The 24,138-nt window shown below is 56.2% G+C and carries 21 protein-coding genes; 15 read left to right on the forward strand and 6 right to left on the reverse strand.

Going from position 1 to position 24,138, the window contains the following annotated elements:
• Positions 1-674: IS3 family transposase (locus ADIMK_RS17735; RefSeq protein WP_036190978.1), on the forward strand; the 674-nt coding region annotated here is incomplete at its 5' end.
• Between the two features lie 24 nt (positions 675-698).
• On the opposite strand, the gene ADIMK_RS17740 is transcribed toward ADIMK_RS17735, so the two are convergent.
• Positions 699-1,088, reverse strand: a complete 390-nt coding sequence (locus tag ADIMK_RS17740; protein WP_051693088.1) for a hypothetical protein — start codon at positions 1,086-1,088, stop codon at positions 699-701.
• A gap of 981 nt (positions 1,089-2,069) precedes the next feature.
• The gene (gcvA, locus tag ADIMK_RS17745) at positions 2,070-2,972 is read right to left on the reverse strand and encodes a transcriptional regulator GcvA (RefSeq protein ID WP_036191060.1); all 903 of its coding nucleotides are present in this window, start codon (positions 2,970-2,972) and stop codon (positions 2,070-2,072) included.
• A 186-nt stretch (positions 2,973-3,158) separates the two neighbouring features.
• Here gcvA and ADIMK_RS17750 point away from each other — a divergent pair, with 186 nt between their 5' ends.
• From ADIMK_RS17750 to ADIMK_RS17780, 7 genes are all read left to right on the forward strand, one after another.
• Positions 3,159-4,001: a transketolase gene (locus tag ADIMK_RS17750; protein ID WP_036190980.1), complete on the forward strand. Its 843-nt coding sequence runs from the start codon at positions 3,159-3,161 to the stop codon at positions 3,999-4,001.
• On the forward strand, positions 3,998-4,993 hold the full coding sequence (locus tag ADIMK_RS17755) for a transketolase family protein (RefSeq protein WP_036190983.1): 996 nt from the start codon (positions 3,998-4,000) through the stop codon (positions 4,991-4,993). Before ADIMK_RS17750 ends, ADIMK_RS17755 begins: the two co-directional genes overlap by 4 nt.
• Positions 4,994-5,031: 38 nt before the next feature.
• On the forward strand, positions 5,032-5,796 hold the full coding sequence (locus ADIMK_RS17760) for an SDR family NAD(P)-dependent oxidoreductase (protein ID WP_036190985.1): 765 nt from the start codon (positions 5,032-5,034) through the stop codon (positions 5,794-5,796).
• A gap of 167 nt (positions 5,797-5,963) precedes the next feature.
• Positions 5,964-6,935: a TRAP transporter substrate-binding protein gene (locus ADIMK_RS17765; protein ID WP_036190986.1), complete on the forward strand. Its 972-nt coding sequence runs from the start codon at positions 5,964-5,966 to the stop codon at positions 6,933-6,935.
• Positions 6,932-7,495, forward strand: a complete 564-nt coding sequence (locus tag ADIMK_RS17770) for a TRAP transporter small permease (protein ID WP_197027578.1) — start codon at positions 6,932-6,934, stop codon at positions 7,493-7,495. Before ADIMK_RS17765 ends, ADIMK_RS17770 begins: the two co-directional genes overlap by 4 nt.
• Positions 7,492-8,751, forward strand: coding sequence for a TRAP transporter large permease (locus ADIMK_RS17775; RefSeq protein ID WP_036190989.1), 1,260 nt, complete (start codon positions 7,492-7,494; stop codon positions 8,749-8,751). The genes ADIMK_RS17770 and ADIMK_RS17775 overlap by 4 nt, the downstream gene beginning before the upstream one ends.
• Before the next feature lie 60 nt (positions 8,752-8,811).
• Positions 8,812-9,690 carry an NAD(P)-dependent oxidoreductase gene (locus tag ADIMK_RS17780; RefSeq protein ID WP_036190990.1) on the forward strand — a complete coding sequence of 293 codons (879 nt, stop codon included), beginning with the start codon at positions 8,812-8,814 and terminating at the stop codon, positions 9,688-9,690.
• 42 nt (positions 9,691-9,732) lie between these two features.
• Here the strand turns inward: ADIMK_RS17780 and otnC are convergent, their stop codons facing one another.
• From otnC to ADIMK_RS17795, 3 genes are read right to left on the reverse strand one after another with little or no spacing between them, the layout of a single operon-like run.
• Positions 9,733-10,401: a 3-oxo-tetronate 4-phosphate decarboxylase gene (otnC, locus tag ADIMK_RS17785; protein ID WP_036190992.1), complete on the reverse strand. Its 669-nt coding sequence runs from the start codon at positions 10,399-10,401 to the stop codon at positions 9,733-9,735.
• Positions 10,398-11,663 carry a 3-oxo-tetronate kinase gene (gene otnK / locus ADIMK_RS17790; protein ID WP_036190993.1) on the reverse strand — a complete coding sequence of 422 codons (1,266 nt, stop codon included), beginning with the start codon at positions 11,661-11,663 and terminating at the stop codon, positions 10,398-10,400. The genes otnC and otnK overlap by 4 nt, the downstream gene beginning before the upstream one ends.
• Before the next feature lie 19 nt (positions 11,664-11,682).
• Positions 11,683-12,954, reverse strand: coding sequence for a glycerate kinase type-2 family protein (locus tag ADIMK_RS17795; RefSeq protein ID WP_036190994.1), 1,272 nt, complete (start codon positions 12,952-12,954; stop codon positions 11,683-11,685).
• Between the two features lie 329 nt (positions 12,955-13,283).
• Between ADIMK_RS17795 and ADIMK_RS17800 the strand changes: the two genes are divergently transcribed.
• Genes ADIMK_RS17800 through ADIMK_RS17810 form a run of 3 tightly spaced genes read left to right on the forward strand, consistent with a single transcriptional unit; the run spans position 13,284 to position 16,127 of the window.
• Entirely contained in the window at positions 13,284-14,249 is a 966-nt protein-coding gene (locus ADIMK_RS17800; RefSeq protein ID WP_036190998.1) for a TRAP transporter substrate-binding protein, read from the forward strand.
• Positions 14,249-14,836 carry a TRAP transporter small permease gene (locus tag ADIMK_RS17805; protein ID WP_051693089.1) on the forward strand — a complete coding sequence of 196 codons (588 nt, stop codon included), beginning with the start codon at positions 14,249-14,251 and terminating at the stop codon, positions 14,834-14,836. The genes ADIMK_RS17800 and ADIMK_RS17805 overlap by 1 nt, the downstream gene beginning before the upstream one ends.
• A gap of 34 nt (positions 14,837-14,870) precedes the next feature.
• Entirely contained in the window at positions 14,871-16,127 is a 1,257-nt protein-coding gene (locus ADIMK_RS17810) for a TRAP transporter large permease (protein ID WP_036191000.1), read from the forward strand.
• Positions 16,128-16,256: 129 nt separating this feature from the next.
• Here the strand turns inward: ADIMK_RS17810 and ADIMK_RS17815 are convergent, their stop codons facing one another.
• Positions 16,257-17,243: a LysR substrate-binding domain-containing protein gene (locus ADIMK_RS17815; RefSeq protein WP_081849851.1), complete on the reverse strand. Its 987-nt coding sequence runs from the start codon at positions 17,241-17,243 to the stop codon at positions 16,257-16,259.
• Between the two features lie 210 nt (positions 17,244-17,453).
• Here ADIMK_RS17815 and ADIMK_RS17820 point away from each other — a divergent pair, with 210 nt between their 5' ends.
• The 4 genes from ADIMK_RS17820 (at position 17,454) to ppc (ending at position 24,092) form a co-directional block, all read left to right on the forward strand.
• Positions 17,454-18,206, forward strand: a complete 753-nt coding sequence (locus ADIMK_RS17820) for an SDR family NAD(P)-dependent oxidoreductase (RefSeq protein WP_036191002.1) — start codon at positions 17,454-17,456, stop codon at positions 18,204-18,206.
• 138 nt (positions 18,207-18,344) lie between these two features.
• Positions 18,345-19,301 (forward strand): D-2-hydroxyacid dehydrogenase, encoded by a 957-nt coding sequence (locus ADIMK_RS17825; RefSeq protein ID WP_036191004.1) that lies wholly within the window; start codon positions 18,345-18,347, stop codon positions 19,299-19,301.
• A 54-nt stretch (positions 19,302-19,355) separates the two neighbouring features.
• On the forward strand, positions 19,356-21,335 hold the full coding sequence (tkt, locus tag ADIMK_RS17830; RefSeq protein WP_036191005.1) for a transketolase: 1,980 nt from the start codon (positions 19,356-19,358) through the stop codon (positions 21,333-21,335).
• A gap of 120 nt (positions 21,336-21,455) precedes the next feature.
• On the forward strand, positions 21,456-24,092 hold the full coding sequence (gene ppc, locus ADIMK_RS17835) for a phosphoenolpyruvate carboxylase (protein ID WP_036191007.1): 2,637 nt from the start codon (positions 21,456-21,458) through the stop codon (positions 24,090-24,092).
• Positions 24,093-24,138: the final 46 nt, after the last annotated feature.

Here is a 24,138-nt window from a genome sequence, read left to right on the forward strand (position 1 = left end):
GCGCCAGATTGAAGGAGCTGGCGGTCGAACAGTCCGCCTACGGATATCTGATGCTTCACGGGATGCTCAAGGCCGAGGGACTGGTCGTGAACAGGAAACGGACCTATCGGATCTACTCCGAAGAAGGTCTACAGGTCCGGACCAAGAAGCGTAAAAAGCTTCAACGGCCACGACAACCAATGGAGGTGCCAACGCGAGTGAATGAGCGTTGGTCAATGGACTTCGTATCTGATCAGCTTTCTAGCGGTCGACGGTTTCGGGTGCTTAATGTCGTCGACGAGTTCTCTCGTGAAGTGGTAGGTCAACTGGTATCCGTGTCGATCAATGGTCGCCAAGTTGCACGCTTCTTGGGCCAGTTGCTGGAGCTGCGAGGCAGACCCAAGAAGATCATCTGCGATAACGGAACAGAGTTTACTAGCAAAGCGATGTTCTTCTGGAGTCGGGAAGCGGGTGTTGGACTTGGATTTATTCAGCCAGGCAAACCGACTCAGAATGCGTTCGTCGAAAGTCTGAACGGCAAATTCCGCAACGAGTGCCTGAACCGCCATTGGTTTAGAACACTCGACGAGGCTCGAGTAGAAATCGATATTTGGAGAAACCACTACAACCAAGTGAGGCCGCACAGCGCACTCGGATACGTTCCACCAGAGCAATATGCTAACCAAGCAGCATAGTGGAATCTCATCTGGGCAGTGGTACTAACTGAGGGGAAAGGTCAGATTGAGAGCGTGTTGACCAGCCAGAATTCTGGAAACTATGGTTCTGTCGCCGATCTCGGGGAAATCACTTTCGGTCAATGTGTACTGATCCATCAGGACCCTCAGTACCGAAATATGAATAGGGATAGACATTGCTCGGGCCTCGAACTCAGCCAGCTCGGCGTCTAGGGATTCATACCGTGCGATAGCATCACACAGCATCCTGATGAGAGGCTTCATGGGGTCATCCGATGCATCTTTAGAAGACTCTAGAACCTGTTCGATTGCCTCCAGCGCGGCGACGTATTCGTCTTCATTGGTGATATTCAGGAATGGTCGAGCCTTATCCATAAACTCATGATACGCATTCATCAGTGCTGACTGAGGCATGGCAGTACACCTACTCTGAAAGTCTTATTATGGCCGCATTTGTATGTTTGATTTTAACATCAATTAGTGATCAGAGCTGAGCGGTTCTGGCTTTTGATCGATACGTTTTCAGGTATCGGACAACCAAATGAGTGAGCTGGTTGCCTGATACCTGACGCATTTAGTGTTCGCCGTGCTGGGTTGCTTCGGAAAGGGGCTCTAAGCGACGAATTTGGTTGCCGTGATTATGACGTTCCAGTTCGCTGATCGAGGAGTTGTCAGGTATCGGGCAACCAGTTGGTTGAGCTGGTTGCCTGATACCTGACGCATTTGGTGTTCGCCGTGCTGGGTTGCTCCGGAAATGGTCTCTAAGCGACGGATTTGGTTGCCGTGATTATGACGTTTCAGTCCGTTGATCGAGTATCTGTCAGGTATCGGGCAACCAGTTGGTTGAGCTGGTTGCCCGATACCTGACGCATTTGGTGTTCGCCGTGCTGGGTTGCTTCGGAAATGGGCTCTAAGCGACGCATTTGGTTGCCGTGATTATGACGTTTCAGTCCGTTGATCGAGGAGCTGTCAGGTATCGGGCAACCAGTTGGGTGAACTGGTTACTTGATGTACTTGATGCTTGGTACGCGGTGCTCGTTGCCGTGGATCGCCCTGAAGTGGGGGCTCGGGGGCTGGCTCGTGTGACCAAATTGTGCCCAAGTGTGTCCAAATTGTGGCTAAAGCAGAGTGCTGAAGGGGGCTGGGGAGGATGATGGATTGATGCATAACCATATGATTAAAAAAGAAAAAGTCTGCGGCGCAGTCGATTTTGCAAATCTGTGAAAGAGCGTTCGAATCCCTCCCTGACCGCCATCTCTTCTAACTGCCTGCTTTAGCAGAAATCCACGAAAGCAATCCGACTATGCTCCTCTTGGGCGCGCTTCACACGCTGCTTGCAGTGCTTATAAAGCGTGTCGCAAAGAAGGATCCTTACCCCGTTTTACCCATGCCCGTTTAAACAGCGCTCTGTTCCAATTCCGCAAACAGCCAATCCTGAAATGCACGAATCTTGGGCAAGTCGGCCTGACTTTTCAGCACATTGAAGGTGTATCCCTGAATTTTCGGGCCTTCTACTCCGAAGGGGGCCACCAGTCGCCCGCTCTCCAGCTCCCGCTCTACCAATAACAGACTGTCCAGCAGCACCCCCATCCCGTCTACTGCCGCGCTGATCGCCATGAATGAGCGGTCGAAGCGTGGGCCGCGGGATATATCGAGTTTCACTTTGCGGTGCTGTCTTAGCCAGTCACGCCAAGTGATCAAGCAGACCTCGCTGTGGATCAGGGTGTGATGCTGCAGATCTGAAACGGTGTGGATAGGGTGTACTCCCTCGGCCAGTTCTGGAGCACACAGGGGCACTATGGTCTCGGGGGGAAAGGGCAACACCATGGTGCCCGTTGGTTGCAAGCGCCGCATGCCGTAGCGGATATCAATATCGACACCATTCAACAACAGATCGTCAGGCAACGGGTAGGTAGCGTTCAGGCGTACGTCGATGTCCGGTTGGCTGGAGCTAAAGCGGGCCAGCCGAGGCATCAACCATTGAGTGGCAAAACTGGGAGTGGAGTGCACGGTTAGGATATCGCTGCGGCCGGTACGCCCCAGTTCACGAGAGGCTATGTCGATGCGGCTGAAGGCAGCGGTGATCTCTTCGGCATAGCGACGGCCGGCATCGGTAAGCTGAACCGCTCGATGAACGCGGTGGAACAATTTTACCCCGAACTGCTCCTCCAGTTGCTTGATTTGATGGCTAATGGCTGAGGGGGTGACGAACAACTCCTCCGCTGCCAGTGCGAAGGAGGAGAGACGAGCGGCGGCCTCGAATGCCTGTACGGCTTTGATCGGGGGGCGGCTGCGCATACTGTTTTCACCTGAGCTCAGTTCATCTATCGGCCACATTAATTCGTTTGAGGGCATTTTTTCAAGTCTCTAACCTGTATATGAGTCGTCAGGGCGGCCCATCCGCCTCGACAACGGGGAGGTGGTTTAGCTTTCCCGCAGACATACAGGCCTCGTGTACGAGGCGATCAAGACGAGGAGAACCGCGTGGAGACAAAGACAAAAAGCCGCGCAAAGCTGGCGGAACATGCGTACCGCATACGCCGGAACGCGCTGTTGATGGGTGAGGTTCAGGGGCAGGGCTATGTGGGCCAGGCCCTGGATATCGCCGATGTGCTGGCGGTGGCGTACTGCCAGGCCATGAACTTTCGCCCCGAGGAGCCTGAGTGGGAAGGGCGCGATATCTTTCTACTGTCCAATGGCCATTATGCCATCGCGCTCTACGCCGCATTGATTGAGGCCGGGATCATCCCGGAGGCGGAGCTGGAAACCTACGGCAGCGACGATAGCCGTCTTCCGATGTCGGGCATGGCGAGCTACACCCCCGGTATGGAAATGTCCGGTGGATCATTGGGGCAGGGACTGAGCATCGCCGTCGGTCATGGACTGGGACTGAAACACAAAGGCTCCGACGCATTTGTCTACACCCTGTTCTCGGATGGTGAGTTGGATGAAGGTGCGGTGTGGGAAGGGCTGATGTCCGCCGCGCATTGGAAGCTCGACAATCTGATCGCCATCGTCGACGTGAACAATCAGCAGGCTGATGGTCCCTCCAGCGAGATCATGGCATTCGAGCCGCTGACCGAAAAGATGGAAGCTTTCGGCTGGTTCACCCAGCGCATCGATGGCAACGATATTGAAGCCGTCGCGGCGGCTTTTGACGCAGCCCGCAACCACCCAGAACCCAAACCACGCATGATCATTGCGGACACCCGTATGGGCTGCGGCGTGCCGTTCTTGGAAGCACGTGAGAAGAACCACTTTATCCGAGTTGACGAACATGAATGGCAACTGGCTCTGGAAGCACTGGACGCTGGGAGGAACGCATGAGCACGAATAACAAACCCAAGCTCAAGACATCGGCGATGATCGCGTCAATCGCCGCCGAGGGACAGCGCACAGCGTCGGCTCCCTTTGGCGAAGCGCTGTTAAAGCTGGCTGCAGAACGGCCTGAGATCGTCGGGATGACAGCCGACCTGGCCAAATACACCGACCTGCACATTTTTGCCAAGGCCTATCCGGAGCGTTTTTTCCAGATGGGGATGGCCGAGCAGTTGCTGATGGGGGCCGCTGCCGGTTTCGCGCATCAGGGTGCGATGCCGTTTGTAACCACCTATGCCGTGTTTGCCACCCGCCGCGCGTACGATTTCATGCACCAGGCCATTGCGGAAGACAACCTGAACGTGAAGATCGCCTGTGCGTTGCCCGGGCTGACCACTGGCTATGGTCCGAGTCATCAGGCGGCTGAAGATCTGGCGCTGATGCGTGCGATGCCCCGCATGACGGTGATCGATCCCTGCGACGCATTGGACATCGAACAGATGGTGCCGGCAGTGGCCGAACATAACGGGCCGGTGTACATGCGTCTCCTGCGTGGCAAGGTGCCGATGGTGCTGGACGAGTATGACTACAAGTTCGAGCTCGGCAAGGCCAAATTGATTCGTGATGGTCGCGATGTGCTGGTGATCTCGTCTGGCATCATGACCATGCGCGCGCTGGAGGTAGCCAAGGAACTGGAAGCGGACAATGTAGATGTGGCGGTGCTGCACGTGCCCACCATCAAGCCGCTCGATACCTCTACTATCCTGCGCGAGGCAGGCCGGTTGGGCCGTCTGGTGGTCGTCGCCGAGAACCATACCACCATTGGTGGGTTGGGCGAAGCGATCGGCGTTGAGCTGCTGCGTGCCGGTGTGACGCCTCAGTTCCGTCAAATCGCACTGCCGGATGCCTTCCTTGATGCAGGTGCACTACCGACCCTGCATGATCGGTACGGCATTTCGACCAACGTGATGGCCAATACAATCAAGAACTGGGTGAACTGATCCAGCTCTGCTATCGTGCGCGAACAAGAGATAACAGCATGACTCAAGCATTACTTCTGCAGGACAAGGTGGCCATGATCTCTGGGGCTGCCTCCGCCCGCGGTATTGGCCTGGCCACCGCCAGACTCTTTGCCCAACACGGCGCTAAAGTGATTATTCTGGATCTTGATGAAAAAGCCGCTGCCGAAGCTGCGGCGTCTATCGGACCGGAACACCGCGGTTATGCCTGCAACGTAGTCGACAAAGCAGCGTGCGAGCAGGCTGCAGCGCGTGCCATCGAGGATTTCGGTCATATCGATATCCTGATCAACAACGCCGGCATTACTCAGCCGGTCAAGACTCTGGAGATCGATCCGGGCAGCTGGGAACGCATCCTGGATGTGAATCTGCGCGGCGTACTGTATCTGTCTCAGGCGGTGATTCCGCAGATGAAACAGCAGCAGTCAGGCTCCATCGCTTGTATGTCGTCAGTCTCAGCACAGCGCGGCGGCGGTATTTTGGGCGGCCCGCACTACTCCGCAGCCAAGGCCGGTGTCCTGGGCTTGGCTAAGGCGATGGCCCGGGAGCTGGGGCCGGATAATATCCGCGTTAATTGCGTAACCCCTGGCCTGATCCAGACCGATATCAGCTCTGGCAAACTCAGCGACGAGCAGAAAGCAGAGATCGCCAGCGGCATCCCGCTCAATCGTCTTGGTAATGCCGATGAGGTTGCCGGCGCATACCTGTTCCTGGCATCGAGCCTCTCGTCCTACATCACCGGCGCCGTCATCGACGTTAACGGCGGCATGTTGATCCACGGCTAACACCCTATTGGCCAGGGATGGCGTTTTTTTAAATACGAGGAGGTTAAACGATCACGCACCCCCTGGATTCAGGGCTAGATAAAAAGCAACGCTAGTCACAATGACTTTACGCAACGCTCTCATGTTACGTTGACCTAAATTATCACAAGAAAAAGAAGGACATAGTCATGAAAAAGACGCTCATCGCATTGGCAGCCACTATGGCACTGGGTACATCATCAGCCTGGGCCGAGCAGGTTCTCCGACTGTCGCACAATGCGGCACCTGGCAACCCCAAGGCGGAAGCCTCGCTAAAGTTTGCTGAGTTGGTGGCAGCCAAAACCGAGGGCCGAGTCAAGGTTGAGGTTGGCGGCAGCGCTCAATATGGTGACGATGCCGAGTCGCTGACTAATATGCGCTTGGGTACGCTGGCATTCAGCGCGAACTCACAGGGTACGACCTCAAACGTAGTGCCCGAATTTGGCGTTCTGGGTCTGCCCTTCCTGTTCCAGGATCTCGAACACGCTTACAAAGTTGTCGATGGTCCGGTCGGCGACAAGCTCGATGAATTGTCGCAACAGAAGGGCCTTGTACTGCTGGCACTGTGGGATAACGGTATCCGTCATGTCAGCAACAACGTGCGGCCGATCAACAAGCCGGAAGATCTTGCAGGGATCAAACTGCGTACCCCGCCGGATCCGGTGACGCTCGATATCTTCACGGCTCTGGGGGCTAACCCGGGCCCACTGGCGTTTTCCGAGCTCTACATCGCGCTGCAGCAGGGTGTGTTTGACGGCCAGGAGAACCCCCTGATGAATATCTATTCATCCAAGCTGTACGAGGTACAGAAATATATCTCCCTTACTGGCCACAAATATGAAACCACGCCGTTTTTTGCCAGCAAGATGATCTTGAGTCAGTTGTCCAAGGAGGATCAGCAGGCGGTTAAAGAGGCTGCTGTCGAGGCTGGAAAACTGAACCGGGAGATGTCATTGGCCGCAGACAAGGAGTTGATGAAGAAACTCCGTGATGCGGGTGTCGAGTTCAACTCCGTTGACCAAGCGCCGTTTGTCGAAAAAACCAAGTCTGTTTATAGCAAGTGGAGCGAGCAGTATCCGGATCTGGTGAAGCTGGTTGTTTCGGAGTCCGCAAAACAATGAATAGCGCCCACTCACCCCGTGCTGTAGCCCCGGAGGGGTTAACAGCGTCCGTGGTGAAGTGGGTGGACGCTACCATCGAGGTTGCCGGAGCGGTGACCTCGATTGGCTCTCTGGTCATTATGTTCGTATCGTTGATGGCCGAAGTGATTGTCCGCTACTTCACCAATCAGGGCATGGGATGGCCCACTGAAATGCCCAATATCCTGTTTCCCTGGTTAGTGATGGGCGGTGTGGTGTTGGGGGCTCAGCGTGGTCAGCACATCGCCGTTACCGCTCTAAATGCCTTGCTCGGGCGCACAGGTAATCGAGTACTGTTGCTCGCACAGCAGGTGCTTATTGTCTGCACCTTTTTTTACCTTGCGTGGGTGGGCCTGACAGTGCTCCAGATTACCGGTTCCGAAATGTACCCGGTGACCGGAATCACCGCTCGCTGGGCTTATCTGGCGTTAATCGTCGGGTTTGTCGGGTTGGGTATCACCGCCATCACTACATTTGTACGCATCCTGCTGGCTGATAACCCGCTGAGCGTACGTGCGCATCATCTCGAGGAGGACGTATGACCCTCGCAATGATTCTCATCTTTGCGGTGCTGCTTATATTGGCGGTGCCGGTAGGATACTCGCTGATCATCAGTGCCGGCGTGGCTGCCATATTTGTTGGCGGCATGCCGTCGGTGGCAGCTGTGGTCAAGGTATTTCAGCCGACCCAGAGTTTCCCGCTGTTGGCGATCCCGTTTTTCATGCTGTCCGGCAGCCTGATGATGGGAGGGACGCTGGGTAAGCGGTTGATCCATTTCGCAACCACTCTGGTCGGTCGTTTTCACGGCGGGCTAGGGCAGGTGACAGTCGTCGGCTCTACGGTCTTCGGTGGGGTATCGGGGTCGGCTGTGGCAGAAGCTTCGGCACTGGGTGCCATGCTGATTCCCTGGCAGAAAAAAGAGGGATACCCGGCCGCTTTCTCAGCCTCGGTGACAGCGTCCTCTTCTGTCATTGCAGGACTGATCCCGCCGTCCATCCCGCTCATACTGTTTGCCACCGTATCCAACCAGTCCATTGCCGCGCTCTTCCTGGCTGGGGTCGTGCCGGGCCTGCTATTGTGTTTCGGCTTTATGATGACCTGCTATCTATCCGGGCGTTTACGCGGTTTTCCGCGGTTGATGGATGAGTTCTCTCTGAAAACGGTCTTGCAGGCAACCCTCAAAGCTGCACCGGCTTTGGCTATGCCGGCGTTCATTGTAGTGCTGCTGCGCGCGGGGATCGCAACGCCCACCGAGGTCAGTGTAATGGCTGTCGCGTACGGCCTTATTGTCAGTTCGGTGATTTATCGTGATCTATCGATCAAACGCCTTTATGAGGCGCTGATGCATACCGCTATTACCACCGGTGTCGTGATGTTGGTGATTGCCGCCTCCAACCTGGTGGGGTATGTGCTAACTGTAGAGTCAATTCCAACCCACGTGGCCACCTGGGCGCTGGAGACACTCAAGTCGCCGATCATGATCATCCTGATGATGAACCTGATCATGCTGATGGTGGGCATGTTCCTGGATCTGCCTGCGGCTATTTTGCTCTTGGGGCCTACCTTTGTGGCAATTGCTAACGCTATTGGTCTGGATCTCGTCCAACTGGGCGTGATGATGGCCGTAAACCTGAGTATTGGCTTATTTACACCGCCAGTCGGTACCACTCTGTTCATCTCAGCGGCTATTTCACGCGAGCCGGTGGGGCGCATTGCGCGAGAGCTTTGGCCTTTCTACTTGGTGGCCATCACCGTGCTGGGCCTGATCTCGTTTGTACCTGCGTTCATCATCTATTGATAAGACAGCCCCGCTAATCAGCGGGGCTGTCTCCAGCCTGAATTTTCGAGGATAAGAACAATGACGACGATTGCATTCGCCGGACTTGGCGCAATGGGGATGCCGATGGCCAAAAATATATTGGCCGCGGGTTTCAAGCTGCGTGGAATCGACCTGAACACCCGGGCGCTTGAAGCTCTGAGGGAAGCCGGGGCCGAGCCTGCACACTCGGCCAGTGAAGCCGCGTCGGGTGCAGACGTTATCGTGTTGATGGTGGTAAACGCGCAGCAGGCCGAACAAGTTTTATTTGAGCAGGGGGCTCTGGATGCACTGAGGCCGGGTGGTACTGTCTGTCTGATGGCGACCTGTTCGCCCGGCGCAGTTGAACAGATCGCGACCCGAGTGGAGGCGACGGGACGTCGCTTTGCCGATGCGCCTGTGTCGGGAGGGGTAGTGGGTGCCCAGGCCGGCACACTGACCATCATGGCGGCCTGTGGTGATGAAACCTATGCCGAGCTTCTACCGCTTTTTCAGGCGATGGGCGAGCGTATTTTCCACGTAGGGGATAAGCCGGGGCAGGGTGCCGTGGTTAAAACCGTTAACCAACTGCTGTGCGGTGTGCACATCGCTGTAGTCGCAGAGGCCTTTTCTCTGGCAGCCAAAGTCGGGGTGGATCTTGGCGTGCTGCTCGAGATCATGAGTGGTTCGGCTGCTGCCAGTTGGATGTTGAGGGACCGTGGACCCAGAATGTTGGAGCGCGAGCCGGACGTAACCAGCGCGGTCGATATCTTCGTTAAGGATCTCGGCATTGTGTTGGAAGCCGGGCGTGAAGCTCAAGCCGCTTTGCCGCTTGCTGCCACAGCCCACCAGCTGTTTCTGTCTACTTCCGGAAGGGGGGAGGGGCGCGCCGACGACAGCCAAGTGATTCGCAGCTATCACCTGCTTAATGGTGTTGAGTAAACGTGATCTTATGAAATTACTGCCTGGCGCTACCGGCGGCTGTTAGCAACACGACGGTGTATTGTCGGCATTCTGAGGGCCGTAATCCCTGTTCAGTTCATCGACCTGTTCTGCGGTGAGCAGGCGTGGTCTCAGGCCGTGCAGCAGGATAAACAGCTTGGCGGTTTCTTCCAGCTCTTCGGCAGCGTAGACGGCTGCCTCGAGATCCTTCGCGGCCACGATCGAACCGTGGTTGGCCAGCAGAACGGCTCGATAATCGCATGCGACCTTGGCGATTTCGTCTCCCAGGCGCTTATCGCCCGGACGGTGGTATGGGGTCAGGGCCACCTTGCCAAAGCGCATGATCGAATAGGGTGTTAGAGGCGGTAGCATGTCCATAGGGTTTAGGTCCGGCAGGCAGGAGACCGCCGTGGCATAGGTGGAATGCAGGTGCACAATGGCCTTGTCCTGGGGGCGTTTCCTCAGAAAGGCCTGGTGCAGAAAAAGCTCTTTCGATGGCGCGTTGCCTGAGAGCAGATTGCCCTGTTGATCCAGTCTCGAGATATGAGTTGGGTCAAGGTTGCCAAGGCAGCAGTTGGTGGGCGTTATCAGCCAACCGTCGTCGAGGCGCACACTGATATTGCCTGAGCTGCCTGCGGTGAGTCCGCGCTCGAATAGAGAGCGCCCGAAATAGGCGATCTGTTCTCTAAGGTCGTGTTCTTTTGCGCTCATCGCATCATCTCCAAGGCCTTGGCGAAAAAGTCCCGCTCACCAAAATTACCGGATTTCAGGGCGAGTAGTCTGGAGGGCGCATCCAGTGTCTGGCACAGCGGCACACCCGGAGCGATGGTAGGACCGATCTTCAGTGCACTCACGCCCAGAGCATGTACCACTGAACCCGAGGTTTCGCCTCCAGCGATGACAAACTTGGTCACCCCGAGTGCGCTCAGGCGCCTGACCACATTGGCCATCAGTTGCTCAACCAGCGCGCCGGCCCGCTCCGTGCCGAGCTCCAACTGGCACTGTTGAATCGCCTCAGGGGCATCGGTGGCGTAGATCAGCACGGGCCCTTGGTCACGATGGGCGTTGAACCAGTGCACGACCTGTTCAGCTGTCTGATCACCGCGATGCAGCGCCAGTGGGTCGACCTTAAGTGAGGGATGATCGGCACTGAATATCTCAACCTGTTCCCGTGTGGCTTTGGAACAGCTGCCGGACAGTACCACGGCGTCACCGCTAACCGGTGCCAATTTCGAGGCGTTGTGACTTTTTTGCAACAGCCCCTTGGCCTTGAAGTTGTCCGCCAGCCCGAGCGCCAGACCAGAGCCTCCCGTTACCAGTTTAAGGTCGCTACAGGCATGTCCGATGGTGATCAGGTCATCTGCATTCAACGTATCGATGATGGCGTAGCGGTAATCCACTGCCAGCCGTCTGAGCTGCGCGCGTGTCGAAGCGATACCCTGTGCCAGCGTGTCGTGGTTCACTAATCCCACTTTGCCGGAGGTCTGCGTACCGAGGACACGCACCAGATTCGCATCGCGCATCGGTGTCAGTGGATGATGTTCCATACCGCTTTCATTCAACAGTACGCCGTGGACGAACAGATGCCCGTTGTAAACCGTGCGGCCATTGATGGGTAAACCCGGGCAGGCGAGGGTGAATGTTTCGCCCATTTCCGTCAGCAGGGCATCGGCCACTGGCCCAATGTTGCCCTGATCGGTGGAGTCGAAAGTCGAGCAATACTTGAAATAGTATTGGATGCACTCATGTCGGCGCAGCCAATCGAGTGCCTGGAGCGAGTCGCCGACTGCTCTTTGAGTCTCTTGGGTGCGTGACTTTAGTGCGATTACGACCGCATCGGTCTCGCTGAGGTCGACCGTTGCCTCGGGTATTCCCAGCAGCTGGAGGGTGCGCATACCGGAAGCGACCAGAACGCTCGCGAGATCGCTGGCACCTGTAATATCGTCGGCTATACAGCCCAGCAGTAAAGGCATCTTTGATTCCTCGCCGAGGTTAGACGGAGGCGGGCGTAATGAGTATCGCCCGGAAGTCGTTGACATTGGTAAGGGTCGGCCCGGTTATCACCTGGCTCTCGATCGCAGCAAAGAAGCTGTGTGCATCGTTTATGTTCAGCGCGGCAGAGGCGTCTACGCTCTTTGCGCGTGCTCGATCCAAAGTGTCTGGGCCGATCACGGCTCCCGCCACCTCGGCTGCTCCGTCCACTCCATCGGTATCGCATGCAAGAGCGTGAATCCCCTCGGCGCCATTAAGCGCCAGTGCCAGCGCAAGACAGTACTCAGCGTTGGGACCACCAACGCCATCGCCTCGCCGGGTTACGGTTAGCTCGCCACCGGACAGCAGCACGATAGGCGCGTCGGTATCCGACATAGAGGCTTGTATCTGTAACGCTTGCTTCGCATGCTCGGCAGCGACGAGGCGTGCCTCCCCCTCCAGAGCATCGCCTAAAATATTCGCCTCAACGCCGTGGTCTTGAGCCAGTTGAGCGGCCGCGTGAAGAGACTGCAAGGGCGCCGCATACATAACGTTTTGGGTTTTTGACAGGCGTGCGTCGTGGCTGGCAATGACGCCGGTCGGCTGATTCAACACAGCGCGAACCGATTCAGGTACAGTGATTGACCACTGTTGCAGTACTCTTTTTGCGTCGTCCGCGGTGGAATCATCGCCGCAGGTAGGTCCTGAGCCGATAAACGCGGGGTTATCACCGGGGACATCCGATATCATCAAACTGAGCAGGGAGGCGGGATAGGCCGCAGCTGCGAGCTGTCCTCCCTTCACGCGACTGATATGTTTTCTCACCGTATTCATCTGATCGATAGGGGCGCCCGAACTCAGCAGTGCTGCGTTCACCGCTTGTTTCTGCGTGAGTGATATGGCACCTGCGGGGGCGACCAGAAGGGATGAAGCTCCGCCTGAAATCAGTGCCAGAACACAATCATCCTCACCAAGGCCCTCAAGCAGTCTAACCATGCGTTGCGTTGCGAGAAGTCCCGCCTCGTCCGGTACCGGATGGGCCGCCTCGACAATTTCAATTGTTTGGCACGGGCGGGCATAGCCGTAGCGGGTGATCACCAACCCTTCGCAGGGCCCCCACGCAGCTTCCACCGCCTCAGCCATACGAGCGCTAGCCTTACCGGCTCCGACAACAACAACACGACCGTCTGGACGGGAGGGAAGGTAGTCGGCAAGTGAACGCATGGGATCTGCGACTTCCACTGCTCGGTCAAAAAGAGAACGCAGAAAACGGGTGGGGTCTTTGGAAAGCACGAATCCGGCTCCTATCAAAATGCTGTCTGGGTATAAGCTGAATGTCGATTGCTGTTGTGCGTTCGGATCGCTGCCAGACAGTTATTTTTATTTTGTATTCAAAAGGTTGCGAATTTTATGGGCCGTATGGAAACGGCGTGTGGATGCGGTAGATGGGGTAAGAATATCGCAAACATTGCACTGATTTGTTTAGCGCTGCTAATCAAATCGTTAATACGAGATCATTGATCGAGATGGGGATGACGCGCAATCCTTGATGGGGAACCTAGAACGGGGCCGACCTTCGCGGCTACGTTGGACAATAAATCTAAAAAATCTGGGATTAAACAATGAACCTTATTCGCAAAAGCCTGCTTGCTCTCTCTGTCAGCTCCATTGCTGCGACTACCCTGGTCCAAGCGGAACAATTGACCTTTGCCCATGGCGCAAACCCGGGGAATCCTCGTTACGAGGCCGCCGAAATGTTTGCTGCGATCGTGCCCTCCTGCTCAGCCATGACCGTCAACCATGCGCCTTCTGCTACCGTGGGCAACGACGCGGAGATGTTGACCTCCGCTCAGGCCGGGGTCATCCAGATGAGTGCAAACTCTCAAGGCGCACTGGCTCAGATCGTGCCTGAAGCCGGTATGCTGGGATTGCCTTTCCTGTTTGCTGATGAACCCAGTGTATGGCGTGTGCTCGATGGAAAAATCGGTGAGGAGCTGGATAAGAAAGCCCAACAGGCCGGGCTCAAGATTGTAGCGTTTTGGGATAATGGGTTCCGCAACGTATCCCACGCCGAGAAATTTGTCTCCACCCCGGCTGAGATGGCAGGCATGAAGATCCGTACGCCGCCGGACCAGGTGACGATCGACATCTTCAAAGCACTGGGCGCCAACCCTGCACCGTTGGCCTGGAGTGAACTGCCGACCGCGCTGCGAAGCGGAGCGTTTGATGGTCAGGAGAACCCGTTGACCAACATCTACTCTGCCAAGCTGCACGAGATCACCCCCTATATATCAATGACCGGGCATAAGTACGAGAGTACCCCGGTGGTGGCGGGACTCGGTTGGTGGAACTCGCTCTCGGCCGAGGATCAGGCGTGTATCTCTTCGGCTGCTAAACAGGCGGGGTGGTTCCAGCGTGGAGAGAACATGCTGGCCAACCGAAAACTGCAGGCCGTCATGGAGGGCGAGGGTGCCAAGTTCACAACTGTCGACAGAGAGGCGCTGATCAAAGCCACTGCGTCTGTCTATGACAAATATGAGGGCCAATTAGGCGCCTTCGTGAGTGAACTGCGTGCGGCGGCTCAGTGATGAGTACTCTTGAGATGTCTGTCATCAAGCATGCATCTGCGGTACAGGTGGAGCGCTCGCGCTCCGCCTGCATCCGCAGGCTGAGCGCGCATCTGGTGAGTATCGTCAATCTCACCGGTGCGACCCTCGTCATCGCTTCGCTCTCAACCATGTTCCTGTCGATTCTGGTTAATGTGGTGCTGCGGTATGTGTTCGGCTCGGGTATCACCTGGGCATACGAGCTTCCCGCGATCCTCTTTCCCTGGGCGGTCGCCGGTGGTTTGGTGATGGCCACGGCACAGGGACGGAACATCGCCGTTGATGCGATCATCAAACTCCTTCCTGAGCGCCTGCGCTGGGTGCTGGCGATCCTGATCAACCTCTTTACCGGTAGCGTTTCGGTGGGGGTTGTTTACTATTCGCTGCCCATCGTCAAGGCCTCCCAGTACAGTCGCCTGGCAGAGACTGGAATCTCTCAGATCTACGGTTACAGCAGTCTGCTGTACGCTTTTTCGATGATCGCGTTGATCGCGCTTTTGACGCTAATCGACTATTTGCTTGGGCAACGGGTGGAGGTTTCGGACCCATCGGAATCCAACTTCAGCTGATCCGACGTACAACGCTAATCCGGAGATAATAATAATGACCGCGATTTTTGTCTGGGTTTTTCCCATACTCCTGCTGCTGGCAGTGCCGGTGGCCTTCGCCATGATCGGCGCATCTGGCATCGTCCTGCTGCTGGATGGTAAGTCGCTCGCTGTAATCGCTCAGCGGCTCTACACGCCAACCCAAAGCTTTCCGATGCTGGCGATCCCCTTTTTCATACTGGCGGGGAGTCTGATGATGTCAGGCCGATTCGGTGAACACTTGGTCAATTTTGCCAAGCTGCTCGTCGGGCGTTTCAAGGGGGGCATGTGCCATGTGAGTGTCGTGGGGTCGGTTGTCTTTGGCGGTGTGTCAGGCTCGGCTGTGGCCGATGCGTCTGCACTTGGAAATGCGTTGATACCGGTTCAGAAACAGAACGGTTATCCGGCGGGCTTTGCCGCTGCTGTTAACGCTGCCTCTTCCACCATTTCGGTACTCATACCGCCGTCGATACCGCTTATTCTGTATGGTCTGGTGTCCAGCACATCGATCATCGATCTTTTTGTGGCGGGTATTATTCCGGGCATTTTGTTGGGCGGCGGTATGTTGGCATTAACCTGGTTTGCGGCGTTGCGCCGAGGGTTCCCGGCCGCGGGTGTCGAGGGTGGTTGGAAAAAGTGGAAGACGGAAATAAAACATGCATTGCCCGCGTTGCTGATGCCGATTTTCGTGATCGGGACGCTGCGGTTCGGTATCGCGACACCCACCGAAGTGAGTGTTATGGCAGTTGCCTATGGCTTGCTGATCGGAACGCTGGTGTATCGCGATCTTAATTGGGCTGCGATTCGTGCCGCCCTGCTGGAAACCGGGGTTATGACCGGCGCGGTTATGGCGATCATCATGGCGTCGTCGATCATTCAGTGGGTGCTGACGATGGAACAGGTTCCGCAGCAGCTGACCCTATGGGTGACCGGCACTCTATCAGAGCCGTGGATGGTGATTCTGGCGATGAATATTATCATGCTGATAGTGGGCACCTTTCTTGATCTGCCGGCCGCTATGCTGCTGCTGGGGCCGCTGTTCACCAGTATCGCAATATCGATCGGCCTGGATCCTGTGCAACTCGGATTGATGATGGTGGTGAATCTGGCGATAGGCCTGTATACGCCACCGGTCGGAACGACGCTGTATATTTCGTCCGGTATCGCGAAAACGTCAGTAGGCAGTGTGGTCAAGGAGTTGATGCCATTCTATCTGTTAGCGCTGGGTGTATTAGCGTTGATCAGTTATGTGCCAGCCATGACAATCTATTAATTCGAATCTGTTTTTCACCTTTTGGTCATCTGCGGATGGCCTTTTTTTATAACGCTTATAAAAGCGCTTTATATAAAATAGTCTTGTCTTTTTTAATACTAAATTGATGGCGGGAAAAGATGGGTTTAATTATCGCTTTTCGTCGGATAGATAGGAGAATACTTCCGGGTCATCATAGACGGGAACATTTTTATCACTTAATAAAGCGCTGATATTATTCTCGTGGATTTCCGCCTGCTGCAAAATCCAGCCAATGAAAACTTGAACCAGTTTACGGCTGCGGTGGCGGCTTGGGCACACGATTCGATAAGCCGGAAAACGGATGGCGCCCATCTCGGGTGCGAGGGGGACCAGCATGCCAGACCTGAGTTCGTCATAGGTGAGGGTGGTGGACTCCAGCACGACCCCGACACCGTTGATAGCCTGTTGAATTGCCATCGATGAGCGGTCAAAGCGAAGCGCGGCGTCCTTGTTGTTGCGGGTAACACGGTGCCGGGCCAGCCAGTTGTCCCATTGCATGACCGCCTTAACGCTGTCAATGAGCCTGATCTTTTGCAGCATCTCGAGCGGCGAGCTGCACGAGCGGCGCAACTCATCGCGATAGGCGGGACTGCAGATGGGCAGTATGTAGTCAGAGACGACCTCTTCGCAATGCAAACCGGCCAGCGAGCTGTGGCCGTAGCGTATGTCCAGGTCTACCACTTCGCGCTCGAAGTTGGAGGGGTCGGGGCTTGCGTCTACACGTAAATCCCACTCTGGGTTCTTTTGGATAAAATCCGCCAGTTTCGGGCTGAGCCAGCGTATCGCAAAACTTGGAGTCACCCGGATGATGAGCTGGTGGCTCTCGCGGTGGCGTGAGATTAACTGTCGTGCGTTATGCAAAATACCAAACGCGGAGGTCGCGGCCAGATACAGCTGCTCGCCCTCTGCTGTCAAACTCAGCTGACGTTTCTCGCGTCGGAACAGGCTGATACCCAACAGCTCCTCAAGGAGTTTGATCTGCTGGCTTACGGCGGACGGGGATACGTTAAGTTCCTCCGCTGCCCGTGCAACGCGGCCGTTCCGAGCGACGGATTCGAAATAAATCATGCCATTGAGGCTGGGATCTCGTGACATATTTCCTGAGCTGTATCTCTGATGACAGCGCCCAGTCTAAGACATTTTTTTGTTAAGTAGAACTTAAAAGATGCTTACCAGCTTCTGATTGATAATCAAAATGGATAAACGCAACATTAATTCAGTGCCTGGTTGTACTAAATCATTTAATCCTTCACCCGCGGGTTAAGGGTATTTAAATTCGACAAAAAATATAAAAGCGAGAACATCATGGGATTACTCGAAGGTAAGTTTGCCATTATCACCGGTGCCGCGTCTAAAAATGGCCTGGGCAAAGCAACCGCTAAACTGTTCTCTGAGCAGGGTGCGACAGTCGCTATTTTGGATCTTGATTTACAGGCAGCGCAAACGGCAGCGGCTGATTTGGGTTCTCAACATATTGGCCTGGCATGTGATGTCACTGATAAAGCGAGCTGTCTTTCAGCCGTGAAGACGCTGATCGAGACTTGGGGGCAGGTCGATATTCTGGTCAACAATGCGGGTATTACTCAGCCGCTGAAAATGTTGGAGATCGAGCCGAAAAACTATGACGTGGTCCTCGACGTAAACCTGCGTGGCACCCTGTATATGACCCAGGCGCTGATCCCTCATATGCGTGAACGCAAGAGCGGCTCTATCGTCAATATCTCCTCTGTTTCCGCACAGCGAGGCGGCGGCATCTTCGGTGGCCCTCATTATTCAGCTGCCAAAGCGGGTGTACTTGGATTGACCAAAGCGTCTGCGCGCGAATTGGCACCCGACAACGTTCGTGTAAACGCTGTTTGTCCCGGGTTTATCGCCACTGACATTACCGGTGGTTTGCTGACACCCGAGATGCTTGAGTCCATTGTCGCCGGCATCCCAATGGCGCGTGCCGGAGAGGCGAAAGATGTGGCGGGCTGTTGTCTGTTTCTGGCTTCTGACCTGTCGGCGTATGTCACCGGTTCGGAGGTCGATGTCAACGGTGGCTCCCTGATCCACTGACCTGCTCTTTCATAGAGTTCTGTAGCCCCCGCCCAACATGATGGGCATTCGGGTTGGAGGTCTCTCCAACCCTATTTTTCGACGTGATCCCACGGGATTCGTCCCGGTATAAACGCCGGATTTTCACAAGGATCCACTATGCAGAAGATCGTCTTTCTCGACAGAGGGACGCTTGGCCCGAGCGTTCACGTCACGCGGCCCAAGGTTGCGCACCATTGGACCGAATATGACGCCACTCACCCTGATCAGCTACTTGAGCGGCTGGACGGAGCGAGTGTGGCGATTACCAACAAAGTACCCCTGCGCGGTCCGTTACTTGAGCAGCTGCCTGCACTGAAACTCATAGTCGTGGCGGCTACCGGATACGATGTGATCGACATGGACTACTGTCGCGCGCATGGAATCACCGTCTGCAATGTTCGCGGTTACGCGCGTAACACGGTGCCTGAGCATGCGCTGGCTTTGATTTTTGCTCTGCGTCGATCGCTGGTGGGGTATCGGGAAGATGTCATGGCCGGCGAGTGGCAGAAGTCCGGACAGTTCTGTTTCTTCAATCATCCCATTTCAGATCTCGCCGGTTCTACCCTCGGGATCATCGGCAAAGGGGCGCTTGGGCAGGCGTTAGGCACACTGGGTGATGCATTAGGCATGAAGGTTCAGTATGCCGGCTACAAGAATGCCGCCGAGGCGGAGCCGGGGTTCGTTGACTTCGATGAGTTCCTTCGTACGAGCGACATTATAAGCCTCCATTGCCCACTGACGCCGCAGACCCGTGACCTGTTGGCGTTTGACGAGTTCAGGAAAATGGCGCGCAAGCCCATCCTGATTAACACCGGCCGGGGAGGGTTGGTGAATGAGGCCGATTGCGTACGCGCCCTCGATGAGGGACTGCTGGCAGGTATTGGGTTTGACTGCCTTACCTCAGAACCGATGGCCACCGAACATCCGTTTCATGCAATTTTGGGGCGCCCTAACGTGATCGTGACGCCTCACGTGGCCTGGGCCAGCGCAGAAGCGATGCAGACACTTTGGGATCAGGTGGTTTCCCACATCGACAATTTCGCCGCTGGTGCTCCAACCAACGTACTCAACTGATTCCGGCGCGGGTGTTTTCAAGCTGCCGCCAGCGCGCCGTAGAGGTCCACAGTGATGAACAAAGAACACAGTAATGCCCTTGCCAACGCTATTCGGATGCTATCGGTCGACGCAATTGTGCGGGCAGGAGAGGGCCATCAGGGTGTTCCACTTGGCATGGCCGAGATCGCGACAGCCCTGTTCACCCAGCATATGAAGTTTAACCCGCAGGATCCCACTTGGCCGGATCGAGACCGCTTTGTGCTCTCCAACGGTCATGGATCGATGTTGCTGTATTCGTTGCTGTACCTCACGGGTTATGAAGAGGTAACGCTGAATGCGCTGAAAAATTTCCGGGTATTGGGCTCTGTCTGTGCCGGACACCCGGAGTTTGAGCAGAAGGCGGGTATTGAGGTCACAACGGGCCTGTTAGGTCAGGGGATTGCCAATGCCATGGGCATGGCCGTGGCCGAAGCTTATCTGCAAGCCCGATTCGGCGCGGAGTTGGTAGACCACTATACCTATGCCTTTGTCGGTGATGGCTGTCTGCAGGAGGGGATTGGCCAGGAGATGATTTCACTTGCCGGTCACCTGGAACTGAGCAAACTGATCCTGTTTTGGGATGACAACCAGATCACCGATGATGGCAGCACGAACCTGTCGATCAGCGAGGATGTGGCAGATCGTTTCCGGGTGGCCCGGTGGCATGTCATTGAGGTTGACGGTCATGATCCGATGGCAGTATCGAGAGCGATCAGCCAGGCCAAGACGGACTCGCGCCCATCACTGATCGCCTGCCGAACGGTGATTGGACGTGGTATCCCACGTGTTCAGGGGCAACGCGGTGGCCACAGTGCGCGCCTGTTCGAAGAGGACGCTCAGGCGACGCGTGATTATCTGAATTGGTCCCATGAGCCTTTCGACATTCCTGAGGACCTTCTGCAATGCTGGCGTGAAGCCGGGCGTCGTACACGGTCCGACTACGATGGCTGGCAGCAGCGTCTGGAGAGCTTATCCGCCGAGGAGCGGATGGAGTGGGATCGAGTCCAGGCTGGACAGCTGCCCGAGGGATGGCGTGACGTATTACTGCGCTATAAACGCGATGCAGCGCGGGATGCCGAGTCGAAAGCGGGTATCTTCGCCTCGGCGGAGATCAACGATCTGCTACGTGAAGTGCTGCCCGAACGTATGGTGGGCTGCGCTGATCTGGAAGCACCGACATCGCACAAGCGCAGTCAGCGCGCATTCACGCGTGAAGACAGGGGCGGTTCTTATATTCACTGCGGTATCCGCGAGCATCTGATGGGCGCGATGGCCAATGGAATGGCCGCGCACGGTGGCGTATTGCCGTTGGCAGTGACCTACTTGGCCTTTTCCGACTACGAACGTCCAGCAATGCGCATGGCGGCCTTGATGGGGCTGCCGGTGCGCTTCGTCTTCAGCCATGACTCGATCGGTGTCGGTCGCAATGGGCCCACCCATCAGCCAGTCGAGATTTTGGCGTCATTGCGGGCGATGCCCAACATGTTGGTGATGCGCCCGGCCGATGCAATCGAGGCCGCCGAGTGCTGGGAAATCGCTCTGGAACACCGGGCGGGGCCCTGCAGCCTTGTCTTTGCCAAGCAGGAATTGCCAACGGTATGTGATTCTGCGCTCTCCGAAAATCGGTCGCGCCGTGGTGCCTACATTTTAGAGGAGGCCGCGGCAGGGGCGCGCCAGGTGACGCTGTTGGCGACGGGCTCAGAGGTCAGCATTGCGCTGGAGGCGCGCCGTCTGCTGGAGCAGGAGGGGATAGCAACAGCGGTGGTTTCAATGCCGTGCTGGGAGCTGTTCGAGCTTCAGGACAGCGACTACAAACAACAGGTACTGGGCGCTGATACGGTACGGGTTGGTGTTGAGGCGGCGCTACGTTTTGGCTGGGACCAGTATCTGGGGACTCGGGGTGGGTTCGTCGGTATGACCGGGTTCGGTCTTTCGGGGGGCGTCGAAGAGTTGTATCAGCATTTCGGCATCACCCCATTGTCTATCGCTGCAACGGCCAAAGCGTTGCTGTAACGGGCATCAATCGATTCAGGGTATGGAGCCCGGTCGACGCTGCTGTCGGCAGCATCGGTCCAAGACCGAAGGCTGGTCTCTGCCAATACAACGCCATCAGTGCTTGGGTGTGAAAATACGATGAATAACGTTGTCCACGATCTCAAGGCTCCGCTGCGAGATAATGTGCGTCTCCTGGGGCACCTGCTCGGGAACACTATTCGACGTGACTGCGGAGAAGAGTTCTTCGCCAAAGTTGAAACGATTCGAAACCTTTCCAAGGATGCACGCAAGGGCAAAGCACGTAAGGAAGACCTGATCGGTGCGCTGAAAGCGCTGAAGGAGGAGGAGCTGGTCCCGATGGCTAGGGCTTTCAGTCAGTTTCTGAATCTGGCTAACCTGGCTGAAGAGCACCACCGCGTGCGCCGTCGCAGCAGCCTGGTGGTTTCCAAGCCTGACCCCCATGCGCTCGAGCAGGTTTTGGACCATACCCTTGCTCAGGGGATCGATGCCGACACACTGGTCAGGAAAGCCGCTGAATTGCAGGTTGAACTGGTGTTGACCGCTCATCCAACCGAGGTGAATCGCCGCACGTTTATCCAAAAATATGACGCGATGGCTGCGAAGCTGGCGGCTCTTGATCATGAACACCCGCTCAGTCATCGCTATCAGGATATGGAAGACCGGCTGCAGCAGTTGATCAGCCAGGCGTGGCACACCAACGAGATCCGCACAGAGCGACCAACACCGGTAGACGAAGCCAAGTGGGGGTTCGCGGTCATCGAGAGTTCCCTGTGGCACGCGCTACCTGTTTTTCTGCGTAATTTCGATCGTGAGTTGGAACGGGTCTCCGGGCAACGTTTGCCCTGGTCAGCAGCGCCGATTCGCTTTGCCTCCTGGATGGGAGGGGATCGAGATGGCAATCCTAATGTGACCGCGAAGGTTACCGAAGAGGTGTTGATGCTCTCCCGATGGATGGCAGCGGATCTCTTTCTTAAAGATGTGGAGAAACTGAGTCAGGCGTTGTCGATGAGCCGTGCCAGTGATGAACTACTGAGTGCTGTGAATCAGAGCGCAGAACCCTACCGCGAACTGCTGCGCGAAGTGCGCCGCAAGTTAACGAATACTCGGCAGTGGGCCGAGAATTGCATTCGCCAAGGTTGGCACCCATTGGAAGAGGGGTACCTCAGTAACGAGGCGCTGCTCGAACCGCTCTTACTGTGTGACCGCAGCTTGCGAATGGTGGGTATGGAGGAGATTGCCGATGGCAACCTGCGCAATACCCTGCGTCGTGTCTCCGCCTTCGGCTTGACGCTGACCCGGCTCGATATCCGGCAGAACGCGGAACGTCATGCCGAGGTGCTTGCCGAGCTGACCGCTCATTATGGCTGGGGGGATTACCTGGACTGGAGTGAAACCCAGAAGCAGACGTTCCTATTAAAGGAACTTGAAAACCGGCGTCCTTTACTGCCCGGCGATTGGCAACCCAGCGCAAACGTACAAGAGGTTCTCGATACCTGTGCGGTGGTCGCCCGCCAAAACCCCGAGGCGCTTGGCAGCTATGTGATCTCCATGGCCAGCCAACCATCCGATGTGTTGGCCGTCATACTGTTGCTGAAGGAGCAGGGTGTCCGCTTCCCGATGCGGGTTGTGCCACTGTTTGAGACGCTGGCCGATCTGGATAATGCACCCGGATGTATGGCTGCGTTGCTGGATTTTGAATGGTATCGGCGTTACTGCGGTAACCAGCAGGAGGTGATGATCGGTTACTCCGATTCGTCTAAGGATGCCGGCACCTTGGCTGCGTCCTGGGGCCAGTATCGGGCACAGGAGGCGCTGACCCAGCTCTGCAATGAGCGGGGCATAAAGCTGACGCTGTTTCACGGCCGCGGCGGCACGGTCGGTCGCGGTGGTGGTCCCAGTCACAGCGCTATCCTCAGCCAACCTCCGCACTCGGTAAATGGCACGCTACGCGTGACCGAGCAGGGTGAGATGATTCGCTTGAAGTTTGGTATGCCTGAAATCGCAGTCCGAAGTCTCGAGCTGTATGCCAGTTCTGTGTTGCAGGCCAGCCTGGCACCTGCGGCGGAGCCGAAGCCGGAGTGGCGAGCCTTGGTGACCCGAATGGCAGGAGAGGCGCACCGTATCTATCGCTCACTCGTGCGCGAAAATGAACAGTTTGTCCCCTACTTTCGCCAGATTACGCCGGAACAGGAGTTGGCCAAGTTGCCGTTGGGTAGCCGACCGGCCAAGCGTAAAGCGGATGGCGGTGTAGAGAGTTTACGGGCCATTCCGTGGATCTTTGCGTGGACCCAGATCAGGCTGATGTTGCCCGCATGGCTTGGCAGCGCGGCGATTGAGAATGCGCTCGATAGCGAGGATGCACACACCCTGCTGGAGATGCGCGAACAGTGGCCTTTTTTCCGCACCTACACGGACATGCTTGAGATGGTGCTGGCCAAGTCGGAGCCGGATATCGCGGCGTACTATGAGCAGCGACTTGTGGATCCTGACCTGTACTCGTTGGGTGCTGAACTGCGTCATCGTCTTTGCAACGCCCAGGCGATGATCAAGCGACTGACCGGAACCGGTGAACTACTGCACAACAACCCGATGGTGCGCCAGGCTATTGATGTGCGCAATCCCTACATCGATCCGCTGCATTACCTGCAGGCTGAATTGCTATACCGGGATCGACATGCGCCTAATAAGGTGGTGGAGCAAGCACTCATGGTGACGATGACAGGTATAGCCGCAGGCATGAGGAATACGGGTTAACGCGCAGGGGCTGTGAAACTGCGGTATTGCCTACCTCAGTCGTAGG

The sequence above is a fragment of the Marinobacterium lacunae genome (genome assembly GCF_000705555.1).
Taxonomy (GTDB): domain Bacteria; phylum Pseudomonadota; class Gammaproteobacteria; order Pseudomonadales; family Balneatricaceae; genus Marinobacterium_D; species Marinobacterium_D lacunae.

What these genes read in the sequence shown, in the direction of transcription:
- ADIMK_RS17760 (WP_036190985.1), top strand. Translation starts at nt 5,032, where the DNA reads ATGACTCAAGCATTACTTCTGCAGGACAAGGTGGCCATGATCTCTGGG.
- ADIMK_RS17765 (WP_036190986.1), top strand. Translation starts at nt 5,964, where the DNA reads ATGAAAAAGACGCTCATCGCATTGGCAGCCACTATGGCACTGGGTACA.
- ppc (WP_036191007.1), top strand. Translation starts at nt 21,456, where the DNA reads ATGAATAACGTTGTCCACGATCTCAAGGCTCCGCTGCGAGATAATGTG.
- ADIMK_RS17815 (WP_081849851.1), bottom strand. Translation starts at nt 17,243, where the DNA reads ATGTCACGAGATCCCAGCCTCAATGGCATGATTTATTTCGAATCCGTC.
- ADIMK_RS17805 (WP_051693089.1), top strand. Translation starts at nt 14,249, where the DNA reads ATGAGTACTCTTGAGATGTCTGTCATCAAGCATGCATCTGCGGTACAG.
- ADIMK_RS17820 (WP_036191002.1), top strand. Translation starts at nt 17,454, where the DNA reads ATGGGATTACTCGAAGGTAAGTTTGCCATTATCACCGGTGCCGCGTCT.
- ADIMK_RS17755 (WP_036190983.1), top strand. Translation starts at nt 3,998, where the DNA reads ATGAGCACGAATAACAAACCCAAGCTCAAGACATCGGCGATGATCGCG.
- ADIMK_RS17780 (WP_036190990.1), top strand. Translation starts at nt 8,812, where the DNA reads ATGACGACGATTGCATTCGCCGGACTTGGCGCAATGGGGATGCCGATG.
- ADIMK_RS17825 (WP_036191004.1), top strand. Translation starts at nt 18,345, where the DNA reads ATGCAGAAGATCGTCTTTCTCGACAGAGGGACGCTTGGCCCGAGCGTT.
- otnK (WP_036190993.1), bottom strand. Translation starts at nt 11,663, where the DNA reads ATGCCTTTACTGCTGGGCTGTATAGCCGACGATATTACAGGTGCCAGC.
- ADIMK_RS17740 (WP_051693088.1), bottom strand. Translation starts at nt 1,088, where the DNA reads ATGCCTCAGTCAGCACTGATGAATGCGTATCATGAGTTTATGGATAAG.
- ADIMK_RS17775 (WP_036190989.1), top strand. Translation starts at nt 7,492, where the DNA reads ATGACCCTCGCAATGATTCTCATCTTTGCGGTGCTGCTTATATTGGCG.
- ADIMK_RS17770 (WP_197027578.1), top strand. Translation starts at nt 6,932, where the DNA reads ATGAATAGCGCCCACTCACCCCGTGCTGTAGCCCCGGAGGGGTTAACA.
- ADIMK_RS17810 (WP_036191000.1), top strand. Translation starts at nt 14,871, where the DNA reads ATGACCGCGATTTTTGTCTGGGTTTTTCCCATACTCCTGCTGCTGGCA.
- tkt (WP_036191005.1), top strand. Translation starts at nt 19,356, where the DNA reads ATGAACAAAGAACACAGTAATGCCCTTGCCAACGCTATTCGGATGCTA.
- otnC (WP_036190992.1), bottom strand. Translation starts at nt 10,401, where the DNA reads ATGAGCGCAAAAGAACACGACCTTAGAGAACAGATCGCCTATTTCGGG.
- gcvA (WP_036191060.1), bottom strand. Translation starts at nt 2,972, where the DNA reads ATGCGCAGCCGCCCCCCGATCAAAGCCGTACAGGCATTCGAGGCCGCC.
- ADIMK_RS17800 (WP_036190998.1), top strand. Translation starts at nt 13,284, where the DNA reads ATGAACCTTATTCGCAAAAGCCTGCTTGCTCTCTCTGTCAGCTCCATT.